General features: G+C 57.2%; 12 protein-coding genes. 9 read left to right on the top strand and 3 right to left on the bottom strand.

The window, feature by feature from the left end; translation table 11 throughout:
• Positions 1–108 precede the first annotated feature (108 nt).
• Positions 109–1,305 (top strand): multidrug effflux MFS transporter, encoded by a 1,197-nt coding sequence (locus Q1A74_RS08010; protein ID WP_299594456.1) that lies wholly within the window; start codon positions 109–111, stop codon positions 1,303–1,305.
• Between the two features lie 97 nt (positions 1,306–1,402).
• On the opposite strand, the gene Q1A74_RS08015 is transcribed toward Q1A74_RS08010, so the two are convergent.
• The 3 genes from Q1A74_RS08015 to Q1A74_RS08025 all read right to left on the bottom strand — a co-directional run bounded on the left by Q1A74_RS08015 (position 1,403) and on the right by Q1A74_RS08025 (position 7,413).
• On the bottom strand, positions 1,403–2,860 hold the full coding sequence (locus tag Q1A74_RS08015; protein WP_299594458.1) for a lytic polysaccharide monooxygenase: 1,458 nt from the start codon (positions 2,858–2,860) through the stop codon (positions 1,403–1,405).
• Between the two features lie 197 nt (positions 2,861–3,057).
• Positions 3,058–6,501, bottom strand: coding sequence for a DUF6531 domain-containing protein (locus Q1A74_RS08020; RefSeq protein WP_299594460.1), 3,444 nt, complete (start codon positions 6,499–6,501; stop codon positions 3,058–3,060).
• A gap of 45 nt (positions 6,502–6,546) precedes the next feature.
• Positions 6,547–7,413 carry a Stp1/IreP family PP2C-type Ser/Thr phosphatase gene (locus Q1A74_RS08025; protein WP_299594462.1) on the bottom strand — a complete coding sequence of 289 codons (867 nt, stop codon included), beginning with the start codon at positions 7,411–7,413 and terminating at the stop codon, positions 6,547–6,549.
• Positions 7,414–7,634: 221 nt separating this feature from the next.
• On the opposite strand from Q1A74_RS08025, the gene Q1A74_RS08030 reads away from it, so the two are divergent.
• The 8 genes from Q1A74_RS08030 to tagF all read left to right on the top strand — a co-directional run bounded on the left by Q1A74_RS08030 (position 7,635) and on the right by tagF (position 19,018).
• Positions 7,635–8,402 carry a transposase gene (locus Q1A74_RS08030; RefSeq protein WP_299594464.1) on the top strand — a complete coding sequence of 256 codons (768 nt, stop codon included), beginning with the start codon at positions 7,635–7,637 and terminating at the stop codon, positions 8,400–8,402.
• Positions 8,399–9,910: a type VI secretion system contractile sheath large subunit gene (locus tag Q1A74_RS08035; RefSeq protein WP_299594466.1), complete on the top strand. Its 1,512-nt coding sequence runs from the start codon at positions 8,399–8,401 to the stop codon at positions 9,908–9,910. Before Q1A74_RS08030 ends, Q1A74_RS08035 begins: the two co-directional genes overlap by 4 nt.
• 60 nt (positions 9,911–9,970) lie before the next feature.
• Positions 9,971–11,806, top strand: coding sequence for a type VI secretion system-associated FHA domain protein TagH (tagH, locus tag Q1A74_RS08040; protein ID WP_299594468.1), 1,836 nt, complete (start codon positions 9,971–9,973; stop codon positions 11,804–11,806).
• A gap of 68 nt (positions 11,807–11,874) precedes the next feature.
• A complete protein-coding gene (tssJ, locus tag Q1A74_RS08045) occupies positions 11,875–12,483 on the top strand; it encodes a type VI secretion system lipoprotein TssJ (protein WP_299594470.1) in 609 nt (202 codons plus the stop codon).
• 76 nt (positions 12,484–12,559) lie between these two features.
• Entirely contained in the window at positions 12,560–13,897 is a 1,338-nt protein-coding gene (gene tssK, locus Q1A74_RS08050; protein ID WP_299594472.1) for a type VI secretion system baseplate subunit TssK, read from the top strand.
• A 1-nt stretch (position 13,898) separates the two neighbouring features.
• A complete protein-coding gene (gene icmH, locus Q1A74_RS08055) occupies positions 13,899–14,750 on the top strand; it encodes a type IVB secretion system protein IcmH/DotU (protein WP_299594474.1) in 852 nt (283 codons plus the stop codon).
• A gap of 51 nt (positions 14,751–14,801) precedes the next feature.
• Positions 14,802–18,341, top strand: a complete 3,540-nt coding sequence (gene tssM, locus Q1A74_RS08060) for a type VI secretion system membrane subunit TssM (protein WP_299594477.1) — start codon at positions 14,802–14,804, stop codon at positions 18,339–18,341.
• A gap of 14 nt (positions 18,342–18,355) precedes the next feature.
• Positions 18,356–19,018, top strand: a complete 663-nt coding sequence (gene tagF, locus Q1A74_RS08065) for a type VI secretion system-associated protein TagF (RefSeq protein WP_299594479.1) — start codon at positions 18,356–18,358, stop codon at positions 19,016–19,018.
• Positions 19,019–19,288: the final 270 nt, after the last annotated feature.

Consider the following 19,288-nt stretch of genomic DNA (forward strand, 5'->3'; position numbering starts at 1 on the left):
AAAAATTTGCCCGGTGAAGGCGGCCCGGATAGCACTGCTGTGCTGTTAGAATCAGGCATGTTCGGGCGAAGCGGTCCGGCGGTACGTTTATTCGGATAACGAGAGCCCATGAAACCCGATTTGATCAAGATGGCCCTGATGCTGGGCCTGCTCAGCTGCGTTGGCCCTTTCGCCATCGATATGTACTTGCCCGCGATGCCGGCCATGGCGGAGGGGTACGGGGTACCGACAGCGATGTCTCAGTACACGCTGGTGTCATTCTTTATTGCCTTTGGGGTATTTCAGCTGTTTTACGGGCCGGCGGCGGATATGTTTGGGCGCAAGCCGCCGCTGTATTTTGGTCTGGTACTGTTTTTGTTTGCCTCCATCGGCTGCGCGCTCGCCCCCACCATTGAGTGGCTGATTGGGATGCGCTTTGTGCAGGGAGTGGGTGCGGCATCGGTGATGTCGATTCCGCGGGCGATCATCCGCGACCGTTATACCGGCACCGAGGCAACCCGTCTGATGACCACGGTGATGCTGGTGATTTCCATTTCCCCGATGCTCGCACCGCTGGTGGGCAGTTTGCTGATGGAGCCGTTCGGTTGGCCTGCGGTATTTTACGCGGTGGCATTGGCCACCGTGGCGAGCCTGCTGTTGATCTACTTTGCATTGCCGGAAACCCTGCCGGCCGACCAGCGGGTACCGGTGAAGCCGGCGGCGATGATCAGTGCTTTCCGGGTGTTGTTCAAAGACAGCTACTTTATGGGTATGACGTTGATTGGTGGTATGGGGATGGCGAGCTTTTTCTCATTTCTGTCCATTGCGGCGTTTCTCTATACGGATTATTACGGCCTGACCCCGACACAGTTCAGCCTGGCGTTTGCGTTGAATGCCCTGGGCTTTTTTATCGCCAGCCAGTTTGCGGCAAACCTGTGTGAGCGATTTGGTGGTGTGGCTGTGGTGAAGTGGGCGGTGGCCGGTTTTGCAGTGAGTGCGCTGGTCAATCTGATACTGAATCTTGCGGGTGTGGATAATTTTGTTGTGCTGGTGGCCATGCTGCTTCTGAGCAATGCCTTTCTTGGACTGGTGGTGCCGACAACCATGGTGCTGTCTCTGGATGACCACGGACCGATTGCGGGTACGGCAGCGGCCCTGGGCGGCACCATGCAGATGATGCTGGGTGCGGTAGCCATCGGTATTGTCAGCGCGGTGTTCGACGGAACGCCGTTGATTCTGGTGGGCGCCATTGCCATCTGTGGCGGGGTAGCGGCGCTGCTGGCGGCACTGACACTGCGACAATCGCCGCAACCGGCGACGACGTGAGCTGAGAACAGAATAGGTTGAGAGCAGACGAAAACGCCCGGAGAAATCCAGGCGTTTTTGGTTCTGCGTTTATAAATTGAATCCAGGCATTAACAAATCAGAGCTGAATCCAGGCATCGCCCCAGTTGGTGCCGGTACCCGGCGCGTAGTGGTATGCGCTGTTGATATTGCACCACTGCCCTTCCGGGAAGGGGCGGCACTGGTAACGCTGGCCATCGCTACCAAGTACCACGGTTTCACCGGGGGCATAGCTGCCAATGCCGTCGGGATAGGCGTAATCGTAGTCATCACCACCGGTGGATACCGGGGCGTGGGTAATGCTGACGCTGCTGGTGTCGGCCGCCTGCCCATCGGATACGCTGAGCTCTACCACTACCGTCTGTACCGCTTGCGGGGCGCTCAGGTTCAGGGCGACATCCCGATCGGTGGTGCTTGTCAGGGTGGCGCCGCTGCCGCTCATGATCTGCCAGCGGTAAGACAGAGGATCGCCATCCGGATCGCTGGCGTTGGCCGCGGACAGATTCACCGAACCGGCGCCGGTCACGCTGTTTGTTGAGGTAGTGATGGCCGCGGTGGGCGCACCATTTCCGTTGGCCGGCTGGATATCCACTTCGTGGCTGAGGTTCAACTCTGCCTGGGTGTATACGCGGTTCTGGGATGCGCTCTGCACCGGTGCGATGGTATCGCTGGACGGATCAAGAACACCGATACGCGCATACTGGGACTGGCTGTTGACCGCATTGGCGAAGGCGAAAGCCCACTCGGCAGCGGTGGCGTCTTGCTGCAACTGCAGGGTAACCGTTTCCATATCATTACCGCTGCCGTTGAACAGGCGCAGGCTGATCTCGCTGCCGCTGGTGAGGTCTGAGTGTGCCTGCAGTGCGCCCTCGTCGGCCCAGTTACTCGGGGTGCCGTCACCCAGCACCACATCGGTACAGGTATAGAAGGCTTCCGGGCTGTCGGAGCGCTGCCAGGTGGTGTAAATCACATGTTTGCCGGTCAACTGCGGCAGCGGGCAGTTGAGGGTGTAGCGCTTGTCGGCACCCACCGGCACATTGCCCAGGCGGCAGAACTCGAATACATCGCCCCACTTCAGCGGCTCGGTGCCGGTATAGCCGGAGCGGGTGATATAGAACACCCATTCATCGGTGGCGTGGGGGGCGGTCGCCCAGAAGGTGAAGTCAAAGGTGCCGTCCGCCTTCGGGGTGACGGGTGTTGCCTGCCAGTCGCTGCGGGCCAGGTCCATACCGGCGTATTTACTGCGGCCGCCGGAGCAGAGCTGGCCGTCGGGAACCAGTGCGCGGTGATTGCCAGCAGCATTGGCCTGGTTGATTTCGTTCCAGTCGTAAAATGGCTGGGTGCTGCCGAGTGCCTTGGCGGCGGCGCAGGCCGGGTCGGATGGATTTTCCGGGTTGTTCAGGAAGCAGTTGTAAATTCGGCTTTCCGGAATTTCCATGGTGCCGTGTGCCAGAGCGTCGAGAGCCGGAAGCGCACAGAGTGCCGTCAGTGACAGGGCCCTGCCAAGTCGCCGGCGGATGTGAAGGTTGTGGTGCATGGCGGATTTTCCTCAAATTATTGTTGGTTATATTTCTGGAATCCCAGACAGCGCTGTCAATTAAGATGACAGCGCTGTCTGGCTCGCGTCATGCTAATGGGTGCGTTGGGGTTGTACAGGGATGCGCGGGGAATAGCGCGTCAATACTTGCACTACTCCAACGAGTGGGAGCCGAATGTGTGATCGGCTGCCAGGTTTTACCCTTCGCCGATAGGTGTGGCGATAGTTGTGGAGATAGCTATGGAGATAGGTTCGGCGCCAGAAGTGGATTCGGAATTGCCCGGCGCGGTTGTGGGCAGGGCGGCGGCCAGATTGAGCGAACCTCCGTCCAGTGGTGTGCCGGGTACTGTGTGGATCTTTCCCCCGCTGCGCATCGGTGTCGGTATGAAATACCTGAAATCCCGATAGAACAATTGCACCTCACCGTCGTAAATACCCAGGCTGCCCTGGAAACTGCCGGGACAAAGTGGAAGCGTTTCATTTTCCGGTGCTGTTGCGGGTTCGAAATGCCAGAGTGGTTTTGACACCCCTCCGTCGCGGGCGTCTGGCAACAGTGCCAGCAATCGGCCCCCATCGTCCGCGACAAAGAAGGTTCTAACAAAACTGTCGGCCTGCAGCCCGTTGTCGACATTGTGGGTATCGTCGCTCTCGTTGAGGGTCAGCCTCGCCAGGGGGATACCAGTAGTCGGGTGGTGCAGAAAGTGCGCGATAGTGCGCGTGTTATTGAGATGGATGAATTCGCTCCACAGTCCGATACCGGACCAGTGCGTAGCAATGCGGCGTTGCCGCCCGGAGCGGCGGTGGGTGCTGGTTTTTACCAGTCTTCTCCCGAAAGGGTCGCAACGCAGCCAGGTTTTAAAGTCTCCACACTCTACGCAATGCAGCAGCCCCCAGCCATCGTATTGATAGCGGTAGCCCGTATTCGAGTTTGGTGACATGCGGGCATCGGCGACAATATTGTTGTGTGCATCCCGCCCCCATCCCGGTGCTGCCGGTTGTGGATTGAGCAGAGTGAGCCGGGGGAGGTGTTCGAGCCGTGCATCCGCCGTTTTCTCCGTGCACCAATTTTCTATGCGCCACAACGCATCGCCGTCCAGCCAGACACTTTCGAGTCGCCCGTGCCGGTAGGACTTTTCCAGCAGGTGTGCGCCCAGCGACAGATTTTCCCGGCACTCACTGTTCCCATCGTGCTGGTTCTGCGCCTCAATTTCACTGCGCACGGTCATGACGCCATTGGTGTCGATTCCGTAGAGCCTGCCCGCGGGAGAAAAGATAAAGGCGATATTGATCTGATCCGAGCAGGAATTTTTCAGCCAGCCGCGGCGGTCGTACCTGTGATTGATACTCAGGGTAGTGTTGGGGCTACTATTTCCACCCTCGGCAGCGCTTTCGCTATTCAGATCGTGATGTTCCGCGGTCAGCAGGCCGCGTCTGTCATAGCGGTAGCGCAGGTTGCAGAATTCATTGGCGGCCTGGGTCAGGCGCCCGAGGGTATCGAAATGAAAGTGACACAACTGCCCGCTGTTATTGCGTATCTGCTGCAGCTCGCCAGTATCGTTGTACTCCAGATACCAGTGGCTGTCGCTATCGCGAAATTCCCTCAGGCTGCCGTCATTGCGGTACTGCCACTCCCGCTGCAGCGTGCAACCGTCTTTGAAATTCGTCAGTTCACCAAACTGGTTGTAGCGCCATGTGTATGTTTGGCCTTGGCAGCGCAGCGTGGATAGGCGGCCCTGCCGGTTGTACTCCAGTTTGAGCGCGGGCCCGGAAAGTTCCTGGATATGGCGAACACGGCCGTGGTCGTCGTACTGCCACTGCAATAGCACCTCGCCTTCTCGACTGATTGTGCAGGGGCGGCCGTACTCATCGGACAGGATGGTGAAAGCGCTGCTGCCGATGAACGTCTGGGCCAGATTGCCGTGATTGTCGTATTGCCATTCGCGGTCTGCTTGACCCGTGACCGCATACCGAACGATGTTGCCGCGGTTGTCGTAGTCCCAGCTGGCGTAACGGTCGCCATGTACCAGTTCGATCAGCCGGCACTGGGCGCTCCACTCGAGTGTGAGGCGCCCGCCTTCCGGGTCTGTTAAAACCCGCAGCTGGCCGCGTTCGTCGTGCTCAAATTTCCACTGCTCTTTTTCCGGGTCGGTAATCGCAGACGGGTACGGAGAATTCTCCCGGTAGTGGTATTGCCAGCTGTGCGTATTGGTGTCACCGGTCACAGTGCCCGCGGCCACAAGTCTGCCGGCTTCGTCGTAAATAAAGTGTTTGTGATTACCCTGCCGGGAGTGTCGCAGAATCCGGCCGAACGGATCGTGGCGGTAGAGGGTGTCTATGCCATGTGCGTCGATGCTGTGGCACAGGTTGCGATAGAGGTCGTAGCGCCAGCGTTGCGACCGGCCACCCTGAGAGGACTCGATCAGGTTGCCGCGGGTATCAAATCGCAACTGGATATCATGTTCCCCGGCGGCGGAGACGATGCAGGTGTGTGCGCCGGATCGCCAGCGCAATTTCCAGGTCATGGGATTGTCGTCAGCGGCAGCGGTGCCGATTTTCGTCCCAGCTTCTTCCGTGCGGTGGATTTCCGAAACCCGCTGGAGTTTATCGTAAATGAAAACCAGGTGTCCGCTGCTCAGGTTGGTGAGTGCCGTAACTTTTCCGGCCTGCAGGGTAAAGCTTTCTTCGCCGGCTGCGGTGCGTGTCGCTACAAGAAAGCCGTCGGAGTCATAGTCGTAATGACAAAGTGCACTGCCGTCTCCAGTAGCGGCGCTGGCTATTTTTGTCAGTTTTCCATTGTCGTAATGGAAGTCGATGGTGGAACCCCAGGATGAGACGATTTTTTCCGGGTGGCCATTGCGGTAATCCACACTGAGTGTATTGCCGGAAGCGTCGCGGATTTCACAGAGTGGCGCAAATTTTCCGGTGCCGTCTGCGCGAAATATTTTGTCCGGTGCGTCGAATGCCGAGAGGCGAAAGCTGTGCAGGCTCTGTCGCAACAGATACAGGCGCTCGCTGCGGTTGAAGCTGGCGTGACCGATGGCGGGAAGATCGAAGGCCACCAGGCGGCCATCCGCCGAATGCAGCAATACTTTTTGTGCAGCGCCGGGGGTGGCCTCGGGTAGCTGCAGGCATTCACTCAGTGTGTGGCGCCAACCCTGTCCGAGACCTGCATCCGCTTGCTGGCTTTGGCGGTAGTAGCGTTGCCAGTGAAAGGGAAACGGGCCCGGCAGTGTGAAATCTTCGCGCTGGAAGGCGAGCTCGCCGTTGCTGGCAATGACATGCCCGGCAACCAGAGGGCATTGATGCAGTGTTGGGAGGGTGTCTCCCAGTGGATTGTGTCCGGCATGGTTACAAAAGCGTACCGGTGCGGAAGCCGGTGTTCGCAGTTGCGCTACTGTAATCGCGCGCGCAAGGGTGTATCCAGTTGCATCGATTTTGGGGGCTGAGGGCCAGAATTTCCCCAGAAAATTTTCTGCTATGTTGGTTCCGTTTGTGGCCTTGCCAGATACTGTGCTGCGATCGAGAAGCTTCGCGTACCAGTTGCAGATGGCAACGGCATCGCCGGCAATGTCGGGCATAGGCTGGGGGTGCAGCCAGTCGAGTACAGTGGGAATAAAATCGACCAGACGATCCGGTGTCATGGCGTTTTCTCGCAAATCGGTTGCTTGGTGTGTGTTCGCCCGGGCTCAGCGTTGAGATTTTCGCACCGTAATGTCATTTGTGGCGGCCGGTTTCAGGGTGATCGGGTCTCCAGAAAATTCCGTCACCGCTTCCGTTCTATTGCAGTATTCGATAATGCCGGCACTGATGTTGTCTCGACCGCCGCACTGGTTGGCGTCGTCAATAAAATGGTAAACGGATTCCAGTGCGGGCCGGTAGGTTGCCAGTACGCGCTCTATGGTGTGATCGTCGAGGTATTCGGTGAGACCATCGCTGCACAATAACAGCAGCGCGCTTTCTTTTAATATCCAGCTGTTGACCGTGGCTTCCACCGGCTCGGATACGCCGAGCGCCCGGGTAATGTGATTTCTTACTTGGGACGTTTGTGCCTGTTCGGCGGTTAATTGTCCGGAATCAATCATTTCCTGAACCACACTGTGATCTCTGGTCAGACGTTGAAGCCCGTAATCATTCCAGAGGTAAGCGCGTGAGTCGCCAATATGCGCGACTACGAGAAAATCATTCCAGATGGCCGCTACCACCAGGGTGGTGCCCATCTGCGAAAATTGTGGTCGGGTTTGCTTGGTGTCGAGGATTTTTCGATTGCTGACGCCGATGCCGTCTACCAGTGCAGCCTGTAGCGTCAATTGCTGTTGTTCCGGGGAACAGGCAAGAAATGCCGGGTTTAGCAGGTCGGCCAGATGGGCCTGCAGGGTTTCGGTAGCAATCGCGCTGGCGGTGGCGCCACCACTGTAACCGCCCATGCCATCTGCCACGATCACATAGGCAAAAGGGTGGTCCGGATCACTGTGGCAGTGAATGCTATCTTCATTTTCTTCTCGTACCTGGCCGATATCGGTTCGACCATTGACTGCCAGCCTGATGGGCTCCATGTCTGTCACAACTCCATGACATTTTCAGATTATTGTGGAGCCAGCAAACCGTTATCTGGTTTAGTCTCCATGACTTCCGTCGTATTTGGGACAGTAATGTTAACTTGCTAGTGCATCAGGTTTGAATTTTTTTTGAATCATTTGCAATAATGCCAACCCCTTCCGGGTGGCGAGTGTGCACTTGGTACATTCGTGCAAATTAAAAAGGATTTTTTGGCAAGATGCCTCGTCTTCCGAGACTCAACCTGATTGATATTCCTCAGCATATTGTGCAAGTCGGGCACAATAATCTGCCGTGTTTTTTTGACGAGGAAGATTATCAGTTCTATCTGGATAGTCTGCGCAACGCCGCGGATCAATATCGGGTGGACGTGCATGCCTATGTGCTGCTGCCCAACATGATCCAGATTATTGCCACGCCCCGGGTGCCCGATGGTATTCCCTCGATGATGCAATCCCTCGGGCGCAGATACGTACAGTTCGTCAATCATCGCTATCGCCGTTCCGGTACGCTCTGGGCTGGGCGCTATAAGTCCAGCCTGATCGATTCGGATTCTTACCTGCTTACCTGTTACCGGTATGTGGAGTCCCGCCCTATTTATCTGGGACTGGCGGAATCCATGAGTGACTACTTCTGGTCCAGCTTCCGTCACCACGCCAATATCGAGCAGAGTCACGTGATTAAAGATCATCGGCTCTACCTCTCGCTGGGGAAAAAGCCCCAGGCCCGAGCCGATGCCTATCAGGAATTGTTCCGCTATCGCTTTGATCGAAGGTTGTTGGAATACATCGCTGAGACGATCAAGCTGGGGCAGGTGCTTGGTGGTGATGTATTCAAAGATAAGATCGAGCAAATTTCCAATCAGCGCGTCAGGCCGTTAAAACGCGGGCGACCGAAAAAGAGCGTCAAGAAAAAAGTGGCGAATACAGAACTGGAATCCGCAGGCGAGTCGAAAAATGAATCGGTCAATCTGGAGGCTGGATTGTGAGTAGGGCGACCATGCAGACGGGTGCTGCCAGTTTTTCTTCGGGTGATGTGGATGTAGTGACACCCGGGCGGCACGATCGTGCCAATTACCGGGTCGCCATCGTCGGTGATTTCAGCGGTCGCTCAAGCCAGGGGCTTTGTGATCCGGAATCTATTGGCTCGCGCCAGGCATTCCGTGTTGGGAAAGACAACTTCGAACAATTGTTCGAGCGCCTTCAGGTGGCCGTCAATTTACCGGGAATGCAGGAGCCGTTGCGGCTGTTGGAATTTGACGACCTGCACCCGGATTATCTGTATCAGCGCCTCCCCCTGTTCAGTCAGTTCATTGAACTCAAGCAGCGGCTGCTAAATCCATCGGCGTTTCCCGCTGCGGCCGCGGAAATTCAGCAGTGGCGCCCGGATCTGGCCGGCGAGCCTGCGGATTTGCAGTCGGATCTTTCGGCGCGCGGTGCGCAGTCCATGCTCGACCGGATTCTGGCTGGCGCCACCTATCAGGCTGAAGCACAAAACAGTGCGCAGGGTCAGATTGATCAGCTGATCAAGGATATTGTTGCCCCCTATGTGCAGCAGAAGCCCGACGCGAATCAGGATGTGTACCTGGATGCAGTGACCGAGGCGGCTTCTGAAGCCATGCGCAAAATCATGCACCACAGCGATTTCCGCCAGCTCGAAGCCAGTTGGCGCAGTCTGCACTTGTTGCTGCGGCGCCTCGAGGACCACCCGGGACTGGAAGTGCACCTTTTGGATATCAGCAAGGCAGAAGTGCTCGCGGATCTGGTCCAGGCGGAAGATGATCTCGAGCAATCACAGGTGTTCAAGTGCCTGGTGGAGCGCCACACCGTTGCCGGGAGCGCGCCCTATGATCTGGTGCTGGGCGACTTTACCGTCAGCGACGATGAGCGCGACCTGCATATGTTGATCGACCTCGCCACCATTGCCGAGGCGGCGGGAAGCACTGTGGTAATGGGCGGTGATTGTCGTCTTGCCGGCTGCCCGAGCATGGCCAGTACCATGGATCCGGATGACTGGGGTTATCCGCTCTCCAGTGACTTTACCGAAAGCTGGCAGGCAGTGCGTGAATATCAGGCCTGCGCGCACCTGGCACTGGCCGCGCCTCGTTTTTTACTGCGCCTGCCCTACGGCGCAGATTCATCCCGCACCGAGTATTTCTCCTTTGAAGAGTTGAGCCCTGAGCTTGGGCATCGCTATTACCTCTGGGGCAACAGCGCGTATCTACTAGCGCTGTCGATCTGCAACGCATTCTCTACGACCGGCGCACCGCAATCGGTGAGTGCGGACCATTACCGGGACCTGCCCCTGCACCTGCGAAAGCTACCGCAAGGGGAGTGGCTGACGCCCTGTGCCGAAGCCTGGATGACTGACCGCGCCGCTGCGCGCTTCCAGAGTGCCGGTCTCAGCACCCTGCGCTCCGTGCAGGGGCGCGACGAAATCCTGCTGCCGAAACTGCAGTCCATTTCTGGTACGGAGCTGAAGGGGGTGTGGGTGTGAATCGCAAAGACACCACTTCCGAGTTCTCGCGGCCGAATCAGGCCTGCCAGTACCGACCTAATGACGAGCGAAACTGACATGGATCTACTGCTTTCTGTTGTGTCAGACCCCGATGGGGCCAATATGCTGAAGCACACCAAGTTGTTTACCCGGGAGGGTGGCAGCGTTGGCCGCGCAGACAGTAATGACTGGGTACTGCCGGATCCCCAGCGGGTGGTGTCCTCGCGACATGCGGAAATTATTTTCGCGGAGAATCGCTATTTTCTCGTGGATCAGGGGACCAACGGGACTTTTCACAATCAGTCGCCGGAGCCGATAGGGAAAGGCAACCGGGTTCCCCTGGAAGATGGCGACTCCATTTCCCTTGGTGATTATCAGCTTACCGTGTCTGTTCGTCGGCCGGCTGCGGATCCGGGTATTCCTCAAGGGCTAGGCGGTGCAGACTTTCTCGATCAGTCCGATCGCACCACGTTCAGTCCGGCCGCCGCGGCAAAAATGCAGAGTGCCAAAGAGGCGCAGGAGCTCGACAGTTGGCTTGAGCCGGGCGCCAATGGACAGAGCAATCAAAGCGGAGAATGGGGTTACCTGGTGCAGTCTGGCAATGCGGCTGACAGCGGTGGATCTCTGAATGGGCTTCTTGGCGAAGAAGCGGTTACCGACCCTCTGCAAGTGTTGAATCATTCCGGCAGTGACGGCCGCCCGGATCTTCTGGGAGGCTTCGGTGCAACCCCGGCACCGGCCGGCCAGTGGGGTGGCGACGACGACTGGTGGAAAGACGGCAGCGAGCAGGACCATGCGCCGGCACCGAATCATGCGATGCAGTTTTCCACTGAACAGGTGCCCTCACCGGCAGCTCCCGCTCCATCTGTTACTGCCGCGCCGCCCGCGGACCCGTTCGCTCAGGCAAGTGCGCCGCCGGTGCCACCGCTTTCAACGCCCTCGCACCCTCCCGTTCAGCCGGTACCCCCTGGGGGAAACCCTGCAGTGTCCGCGCCGGTTGGCGACAACCCGTTTGCGGAGTCTTTTTCTGCGGTAGCGGAGAACCAGGTCGAAGGCGCCCCCGGTTTTAGTGCGCCGGAGTCTCCATCTTCAATACCCGCTGCGCCTGTATCGAATACGTCGGTACCACCACAGATACCGTCACAGGCGCCGACTGCGCAGACGCCGGTCGGCGGTGCATTTGCTGGCGCTTCCCAGCATTTCACTCCACCGCCTGTAAATCCCGGGGTGGAGTCGGTATCGCAACCTTCTGTGCAGGCTTCCAAGCCGGTTGCGCCGGCCCGGGCAACCGCCGGGGTATCGTCGGGAAGTATGGCCCCGGCTCTCGCACAGCAGCTCGGGCTCAATCTCAGTCCGGAACAGCTTGCACAACTGGATGAACAGACCGCAGCCATCGTCGAGGAATCGGTATCGCGCCTGATCGATCTGCTGCGCGCGCGCACCAGCATCAAAAATGAATTGCGTGTGCAGCGAACCATGATTCAGACGGAAGCGAATAACCCGCTGAAGTTCAGCGCAACGGCTAGCGATGCGCTGGGTGCCATGTTTGCCGGCACTGGGGCATTCATGACGCCGGTGGAAGCGGTGCGCGACAGCTTTGATGATCTGTCCGATCACCAGGTCGCGGTGCTTTCAGGCATGCGTGCGGGCTACGAAGCCATGTTGCGATATTTCAGTCCGGAAAATATTGCGCAGCGAGGCGGTGCGCAGAACGGCGTTTTTTCCAGTAAAAACGCGCGCAATTGGGAAAATTTTGTCGATTCCTATCGGAAGATGGTGAGCGATCCGGACACCTGCTACCGGCGTCTGTTCGGCGAAGAATTTGCCGCAACTTATGAAAGCCAGCTGTCTGAGCTGAAAAATGCACGCAACTTAAATGGCTCAAATCGCCGCTGATCGCGCAGTCGGATCGGGGTCGGAAGAAAGCACTTGTCAAAAATCTGGAAATTTAGTGGGAGAGTATTGTGATACAGAGAAAATGGATAAACGTTTTACTGGTGGCGTTACTTGCAATCGTTATAGCAGGTTGTCAGACCACGCGTCGCACACTGAATTTTGATACCAGTATCGCGCTGAATGTGGATATCGAACACGACGTGAATCCCGATAGCGATGGTCGCGCCTCGCCGGTGGTGTTGCGGGTATTCATGCTCGCGGATGATCGACAGTTTTCCCGTGAGGAATTCCTGAATCTCTACGAAAATGCGGAGTCCCGCCTGGGTAAGGACCTGATTGATACGGTCATTTTAAAAGAGTTCGCGCCCGGTGAGCAGCGTGTCGAAGAACTCGCTCTTACTCCGGAGGTGAAATATATCGGTCTGTTGGCGGAGTTCGTACAGTACCAGCGGGCAGAGGCGCTGATGCTGCTGCCGATTACTGAGCACAAGAAAAATGGTTACGGAATTACCCTTGAAGGTACCCGTATCGCTTCTACCGAAGCGCTGGATATGCGTCGCCGTGCCGCGGGCAATGGCAACGGAAACCGTCGTGAAAAAGAAGATGATAAAACAGTGACCATCTCCAGTGCCGAGTACGAGCGTCTGCAAAAGTTGCAGAGTGGTGGAAAACGTTAAGCACTGCCAGTGTCATCCAAAAAACCGCAATTGAATCTCGTAAGGCAATCGCCTTGCGCCGCAACAGGGAAAACGTATGTCGGCGAACAATAAGGTCATCTGGAGCGAGGGGATGTTTCTCCGGCCTCAGCACTTCCAGCAACAGGATCGCTATCTGGAGCGGTTGCTGGAAGCGCGTACTGGCGCTCTCGGCCCCTATACCTGGGGGCTCGTGGAGTTGGCCATCGATAGTGAGCCGCTGGCCATGGGCAAGCTGTCTCTGTCGCGAGTGAGCGCTATTTTCCCGGACGGTACCCCGATGCTGGCACCGGAAAATGAAAACCTTCCAGATGTTTTGGACGTACCCGTCAATACCCGTGATGAGATCGTCTACCTGTGTATTCCGATGAAGCGCCCGGGTAGCCAGGAGTCGGTTAGGGATCAGGAAGATTTCCCGCAGGCCCGCTATCAAACGTTTAATTACGACGCTCGCAACAGTGCTTCCACCTCCGGTGAAGCTGCGCGGATACAGGTGGGTAAGTTGCGCACCTGTCTCAAGCTCGGCAGCGAAGATCTCGGCGGCTATGCAGCCATCGGTATTGCGCGGATTCGCGAGCGGCAGCCGGAAAAACCGGTGGAGCTGGATGCGGAATATATCCCTCCGTTACTGAGCGCAGATACATCCTCGGTGATCAAATCTTATATCGAAGAAATCAAGGGGCTGCTGGATCATCGCGGAAGTGCCCTGGGCCATCGGCTCAGTGACAGTGGTCGCAGTGGATCGGCAGAAATTGCCGACTATCTGTTGCTGCAGGTCATTAACCGTTTTGAACCGCTGCTAAAGCAGATTACCGGCCAACCGCGCTTGCATCCGCACGCGCTGTACCTCGAGCTGCTGCAACTGGCCGGTGAGCTTTCCACATTTACCGCCAGTAACAAGCGCCCACCGGAAATTCCCCGCTACATGCACGATAACCTGCAGCAGAGTTATACCGGGTTGTTTTCCGCCCTGCGCCAGTCACTGTCCACGGTGCTGGAGCAGACGGCAATTCCGATGGAGCTGGTGCAGCGCAAGTTCGGAATTTACGTTGCACCGATTACCGACCCGTCACTGGTGAAAACCGCAAGTTTCGTGATGGCCGCGAAGGCGGATATGCCCGGGGATCTGCTGCGCAGTCGCTTCCCGAGCCAGGCCAAGGTGGCGCCGGTAGAGGCGATTCGCGAATTGATTTCTGCGCAGTTGCCGGGCCTCTCTGTGCGCGCGCTGCCGGTTGCACCGCGGCAGATTCCCTATCACGCGGGCTTTACCTATTTCGAACTGGAGCGTACCGGTGAGCTGTGGCAGACCATGCAGCGCTCCGGTGGTTTTGCCGTGCACCTGGGGGCCGAATTCCCCGGAATAACCATGGAACTCTGGGCAATCCGGAACAACTGATATGAGCAACGACGCCTATACACCGCCCTCTGCTGGCGACCGTACCGTGATGGTGCCTACCCCCGGGGCTGCGGCACCCGCAAGCCAGCGTCCGCGTGCGCAGGATTTTTCCGCTGCGGATGCTGGTGCGGAATTGCGCATTCGCAACAGCCTGAACCCGCTTATTTCCGCAGCCTCAAAACTGCTCGGTGCCATCATCAAGTTGCGCACCACCATGAACCACAACAATGTCCCGGACCTGCACAAGCGGCTCACTCGGGAAATTCAGAATTTTGAACGGGAAGCCCGTCAGCTTTCACTGCCTCAGGAAACTGTGCTCACTGCGCGCTATCTGTTGTGCACAGTGGTCGACGAGGTGGTGCTGACCACGCCCTGGGGAACCGCCAGCGGCTGGAGCCAGCACTCGCTGCTCAGCCTGTTTCACAAGGAAACGTTCGGTGGTGAAAAGTGTTTTCTGATCCTGCAGCGCACCCTGGAAACTCCTGGTTCGCATATCGAGTTGCTCGAGCTGTTTTATCTCTGCCTGAGCCTCGGATTTCAGGGGAAATACCGCTTGGTGCAGCGTGGCTACGAGCAGCTGGAACAGATCCGGGAAAATCTTTACCGCACCATTGAAAGCCATCGTCCACCGATGGACCGGGACCTTTCACCCCGCTGGCAAGGCTGTGTGGAGCGCAAAACCCGACTGCACCAATACATACCTCTGTGGGTGATTGCGAGTGTTGTGCTCGGTGTACTGGCGGCGACCTTCAGTGGTTACCGGTGGTGGCTGTACCAGAGTGCGACGCCGGTGGCTGCCGAGATTCAGGCGTTCACCGTTGAAAGCCCCGATTCCGATTCGCAGGTGCGCTGACGCGCGGACATGATTGCTCGCCAATAATGATTGCGGGTACTGGAGTGATACATGAGACGTTTGGCTAATTTCTTTGCCAACAAATGGGTGCTGGGTCTGATCGGGCTGACGGCACTGGCGTTACTGATATGGTTTGGTGCCGACTACATAAAGTTTGGCAGTGACAACGCAACCCTGTCGAAGGGTGTGCGCATTACCATCATCGTTTTCCTGTTCGCCATCTGGCTGGTGTGGAATATCAGCCAGTGGCTGGTGGAGCGGCGTCAGAACCAGGCGTTGATCGAAGGCATAGAAACTTCCCAGGAAGAAGAGGCCGATCCGGATCAGGAGCGCAGCCAGGAAGAGCTGCAGGCCCTTTCTGACCGCTTCCGCGATGCCATGCAGGTGCTGCGCAAGGCGCGTTTCCGTTCTCAGCACGGGCAGTTGTCCCTGTATCAACTGCCCTGGTACATCATTATCGGTCCACCCGGTTCGGGAAAAACCACGGCGCTGGTCAATTCCGGCCTGGAATTCCCGCTCGCGCAAAGTCACGGTAAAGAGGCGCTCGGTGGTGTCGGCGGTACCCGCAACTGTGACTGGTGGTTTACCAACGACGCAGTGCTGATCGATACCGCCGGCCGCTACACCACTCAGGATAGTCACCGTGTCTACGACAACAGTGCCTGGCGCGCTTTCCTCAACCTTCTGCAGAAATATCGCCGTCGCCGTCCGATCAATGGTGTGCTGGTGGCCATCAGTTTGCAGGATTTGATGGTTCAGACCTCGGAGCAGCGTGCCCACCAGGCCAAAACCATTCGTGCGCGTATCAATGAACTTCAGCAACAACTGGGTGTACGCTTTCCGATTTATCTCACCTTTACCAAGTGCGACCTGGTAGCCGGGTTCAGTGAGTTCTTCGACAACCTGTCCCAGGCCGAGCGCGAGCAGGTGTGGGGGATCAGTTTCCCAGAAGAAGCCAAGGCGGGCGATGGTGCACCACTGGAAGAGTTTCCGGCGGAATTCCGCGGCCTGGTAGAGCGTCTGAACCAGCGTGTATTGTGGCGAATTCACCACGAGCGCAATCTGGAAAAACGCGCGCTGCTACAGGGGTTCCCCGCACGTATGGAGAGCCTGCACGGTGTGCTGGCCGAATTTGTGCGACAGACCTTCAGTGCAAACCGCTACGACACGGTGCCGATGGTGCGCGGTGTGTATTTCACCAGCGGCACCCAGGAGGGCAGCCCCATTGATCGCATGATGGCGTCGGTGAGTTCCGACTTCGGTCTCGAGCGCGATATGGGGCAGAAGTTTCAGGGCGCGGGCAAGAGTTTCTTCCTGCACCGGCTGCTGAAAGACGTCGTATTTCCCGAGGCCGAACTGGTGGGGGTCAACCGCCAGTTCGAACGTATTACCCGCTGGTTGCGCGGTGCGGTGTATGTTGGCTCCGCCGCGGTATTTGTCGGTGCACTCTTTCTGTGGACCGGCAGTATTGCGCAGAACAAACTGTTCATGGGCGAAGTGGAAGATAATCTCGAAGCGTTCGAGCGGGGCCTCCGCGAATCGGAGGGGCGCGACCCCGGTACGGTGGAAGCGTTAGCGTTACTGGACCCACTGTACAAGGCGTCCACGGTTTATCAGAAGGAAGAGCACCCCTGGCTCAACAATCTGGGCCTCTACGATGACCGTATCGATGAGGCCGCCGACGTACTCTACCGCGAAAAGCTGAATCAGATATTCCTGCCGGCTTTGCAGCGGGATCTGGAACGCAAGCTTGCCAGGATGGACAGCGCAGATACGGCATTGGTGCCGACACTAAAAACCTATCTGATGTTCTTTGATGAAGAAAGGCGGGACCAGGAAGTGCTGCAGTCCTACTTCCAGCGCGCCTGGTCCGAGCGTTTGAGTGGGGAAGCCGACAAGCAGGAAAGGTTGCTTGCGCATCTGCAGCAGCTGTTTGCTCAGCCGCTACCCGCCGGTCGCACACCAAATGAGCGGGTGGTGGCCAATGCTAGACAGCAGTTGCGGCGCATCCCGGTTGCCCAGCGACTCTATGGCGAGTTGCAGCGTGGTGCACTGGGCGGCACCCGTGTCGACCTGTACAGCGAAGTCGGTGGTGATACGGCCAGTTTGTTTGGCGTGCAGCCCGGTGACCCGCATTTCCAGATCCCGTACCTCTACACCAAAGCTGGCTACAAGGAAGTGGATTTTGGTGCAGATTCACCACTGCTGCAGAAACTGTCGCAGGAACGCTGGATTTATGGTGGAAACCTTGAAGGAGAAGATTTTACTGCTGAGGATCGGGAGAAGTTGGGCGAGGAAGTGAAGAGTATTTATCTCGCGGAATATCACCAACGCTGGCGTTCCTTCCTGACCGGTTTCTCACTGAAGGGATTCAATTCGACCCACGAGGCCTTTGAGGTACTCTCCAAGCTCGCCGACCCGGTGTACTCGCCATTGCTGGCGGTGTCGGAAATTACTGCAGACAATACCCGTCTTACTCCCCGCCCGGAACTGCCAGCGGATGCCAATGGCGTGCCCCTGCCGGTTTCCACAACCACCCGGCGTCTGGGCGGAGCGGTAGCGAGCACTGCGGCAAATGCCATTGCCGACAAGTACCAACCCACGGTTGTGGATGTCCGCTTCGAAGAGCTTCACCGGCTGACCCGCAGTGAAAAGGGCCGTCCGGCGCGCGTGCAGGACTATCTTGCCGCGATCTCCCAGGTGCAGGAATATATCGCCGAAATCGACGGGGGTGTCGATTCCAATGAAGTGGCGTTCAACAATGCCAAAGCGCGTTTCTCCGGTGCCAGCGACGCGATCAAGCAGTTGCGAATTAAAGCGGCCAATGCGCCGGTGCCCTTCGATGGCTGGCTGGAACAGGTGGCTGATAACACCTGGAGCCTGGTGGTGGCTAAAGCGAAGGCTCATGTAGATCGGATGTGGCGCGAGCAGGTCTACAGTAGCTACCGCCAAAGCCTGGCAAACCGCTATCCGCTGCAGGTGAGCAGCTCCCAGGATGTGCCGATGTTGCAGTTCAACGAGTACTTCAAACCTGGAGGTATCGAACAGCAATTTATTCAGCAATATCTGAAACCCTTTATCGACACCCGCAACTGGAAAGCGCGGGTGCTCGAAGGCCGCAGCCTGGGGCTGTCAGGATCGGCACTTTCACAGATGCGGCGTGCAGAGATGATTCGCAAGACCCTCTTCAGTCAGGGAGAGCAGGCCGGCTACAACTTCCGTATCGAGCCCACCAAGCTGGATTCCGGCGTTCGTCTGTTTGCATTGGAGCTGGGCGATCAGCGGGTACCCTATTCACACGGGCCTCGCACCCGGCGCGGGCTGGATTGGCGGGGCGGGGAATCCAATCGCGCCCGTATTATTTTTGAAGACCTGAATGAGACAGTGCACCGCCAACACTTTGAGGGCGACTGGGCCTGGTACCGCCTGATCGAAAACTCGCGCCTGCAGCGGGGCCGCAGCAGTAATGAGTATTTGATTACCTTTACCGAATCCAGCCGCTCCGCGCAATTCCGGGTCATTGCTTCCAGTGCCTACAACCCGTTTGATAAAAATCTACTGGCTGGCTACCGCTGCCCCCAGACACTGTGAGTTGGGGGGAATCGATGGCGAGCAAGGGTATTTTTGGCAAGTTGCCGGCACACGGGGATTTTGTGCAGCGGAATCTCCCCGGCAGCTTTATCACCCCTTGGGATGAGTGGCTGCAGAGAGCAGTGCACGGGGTCAGGGAGGTAATCGGTGAGCAGTGGCTGGATTATTATCTGACAAGCCCAATCTGGCGATTTGCGTTCAGTGCCGGTGTGATTGATGCCCACGCCTGGAGCGGAATCCTCGTGCCCAGTGTGGACAGTGTGGGCAGGTATTTTCCGGTGACGCTGGCCGCTTCGCGCCCCTCTACTGAAAGTCCCTTCTCGCTTATGCGCGACGATACCTGGTATCAGGCGCTCTCCGATCTTGCTATTGAAGCACTTCAGCACAGCTTGCAGGTTGATCAGGTACTTGCACGTTTTCCTGAACTTTCCAGTAGACCGCCGGCGGTCACTTGTGAGCCGCAAACTGATGATGTCATTACTCTGAGCGGCGGCTCCACACCTGCGGATTGCTATCCGATGCTTCTGGACAAATTGCTCGAAAAAGATATGCGCAGCTTCAGCCTCTGGTGGTGCTCGGGATCCCAGCATCTGGCGCCCACTACAAAAGTAACTGCAGGCCTGCCGGATGCATCGGTTTACAGTTCTATGCTCGGTGCGCCGGAGTTCCACTGGTAAATAGAACTATTTTTCGATGTTGGCTGTTGGGAACTTGATTGTCCGTCTGGAGTAGTGCGTTGATCTAATTTTGAGTTAACTGGTAAATACGTACCAATAAAAAACCGTGTTTTGCTGAAAATTGCGCTTTCTGTCTACTCCAATGAAAAAGTAATTTCGATAGAATAATGTGTGGGTATTTCGAAAGAGGTACGCCAGTGCCACTTAAGTGGTTTGATGCAGGAATTTTGTATTCATTGAATATTTTGAATGTGTTGCCAGAGGGAATTC

The organism is uncultured Microbulbifer sp. (assembly GCF_947504145.1).
Taxonomy (GTDB): Bacteria; Pseudomonadota; Gammaproteobacteria; order Pseudomonadales; family Cellvibrionaceae; genus Microbulbifer.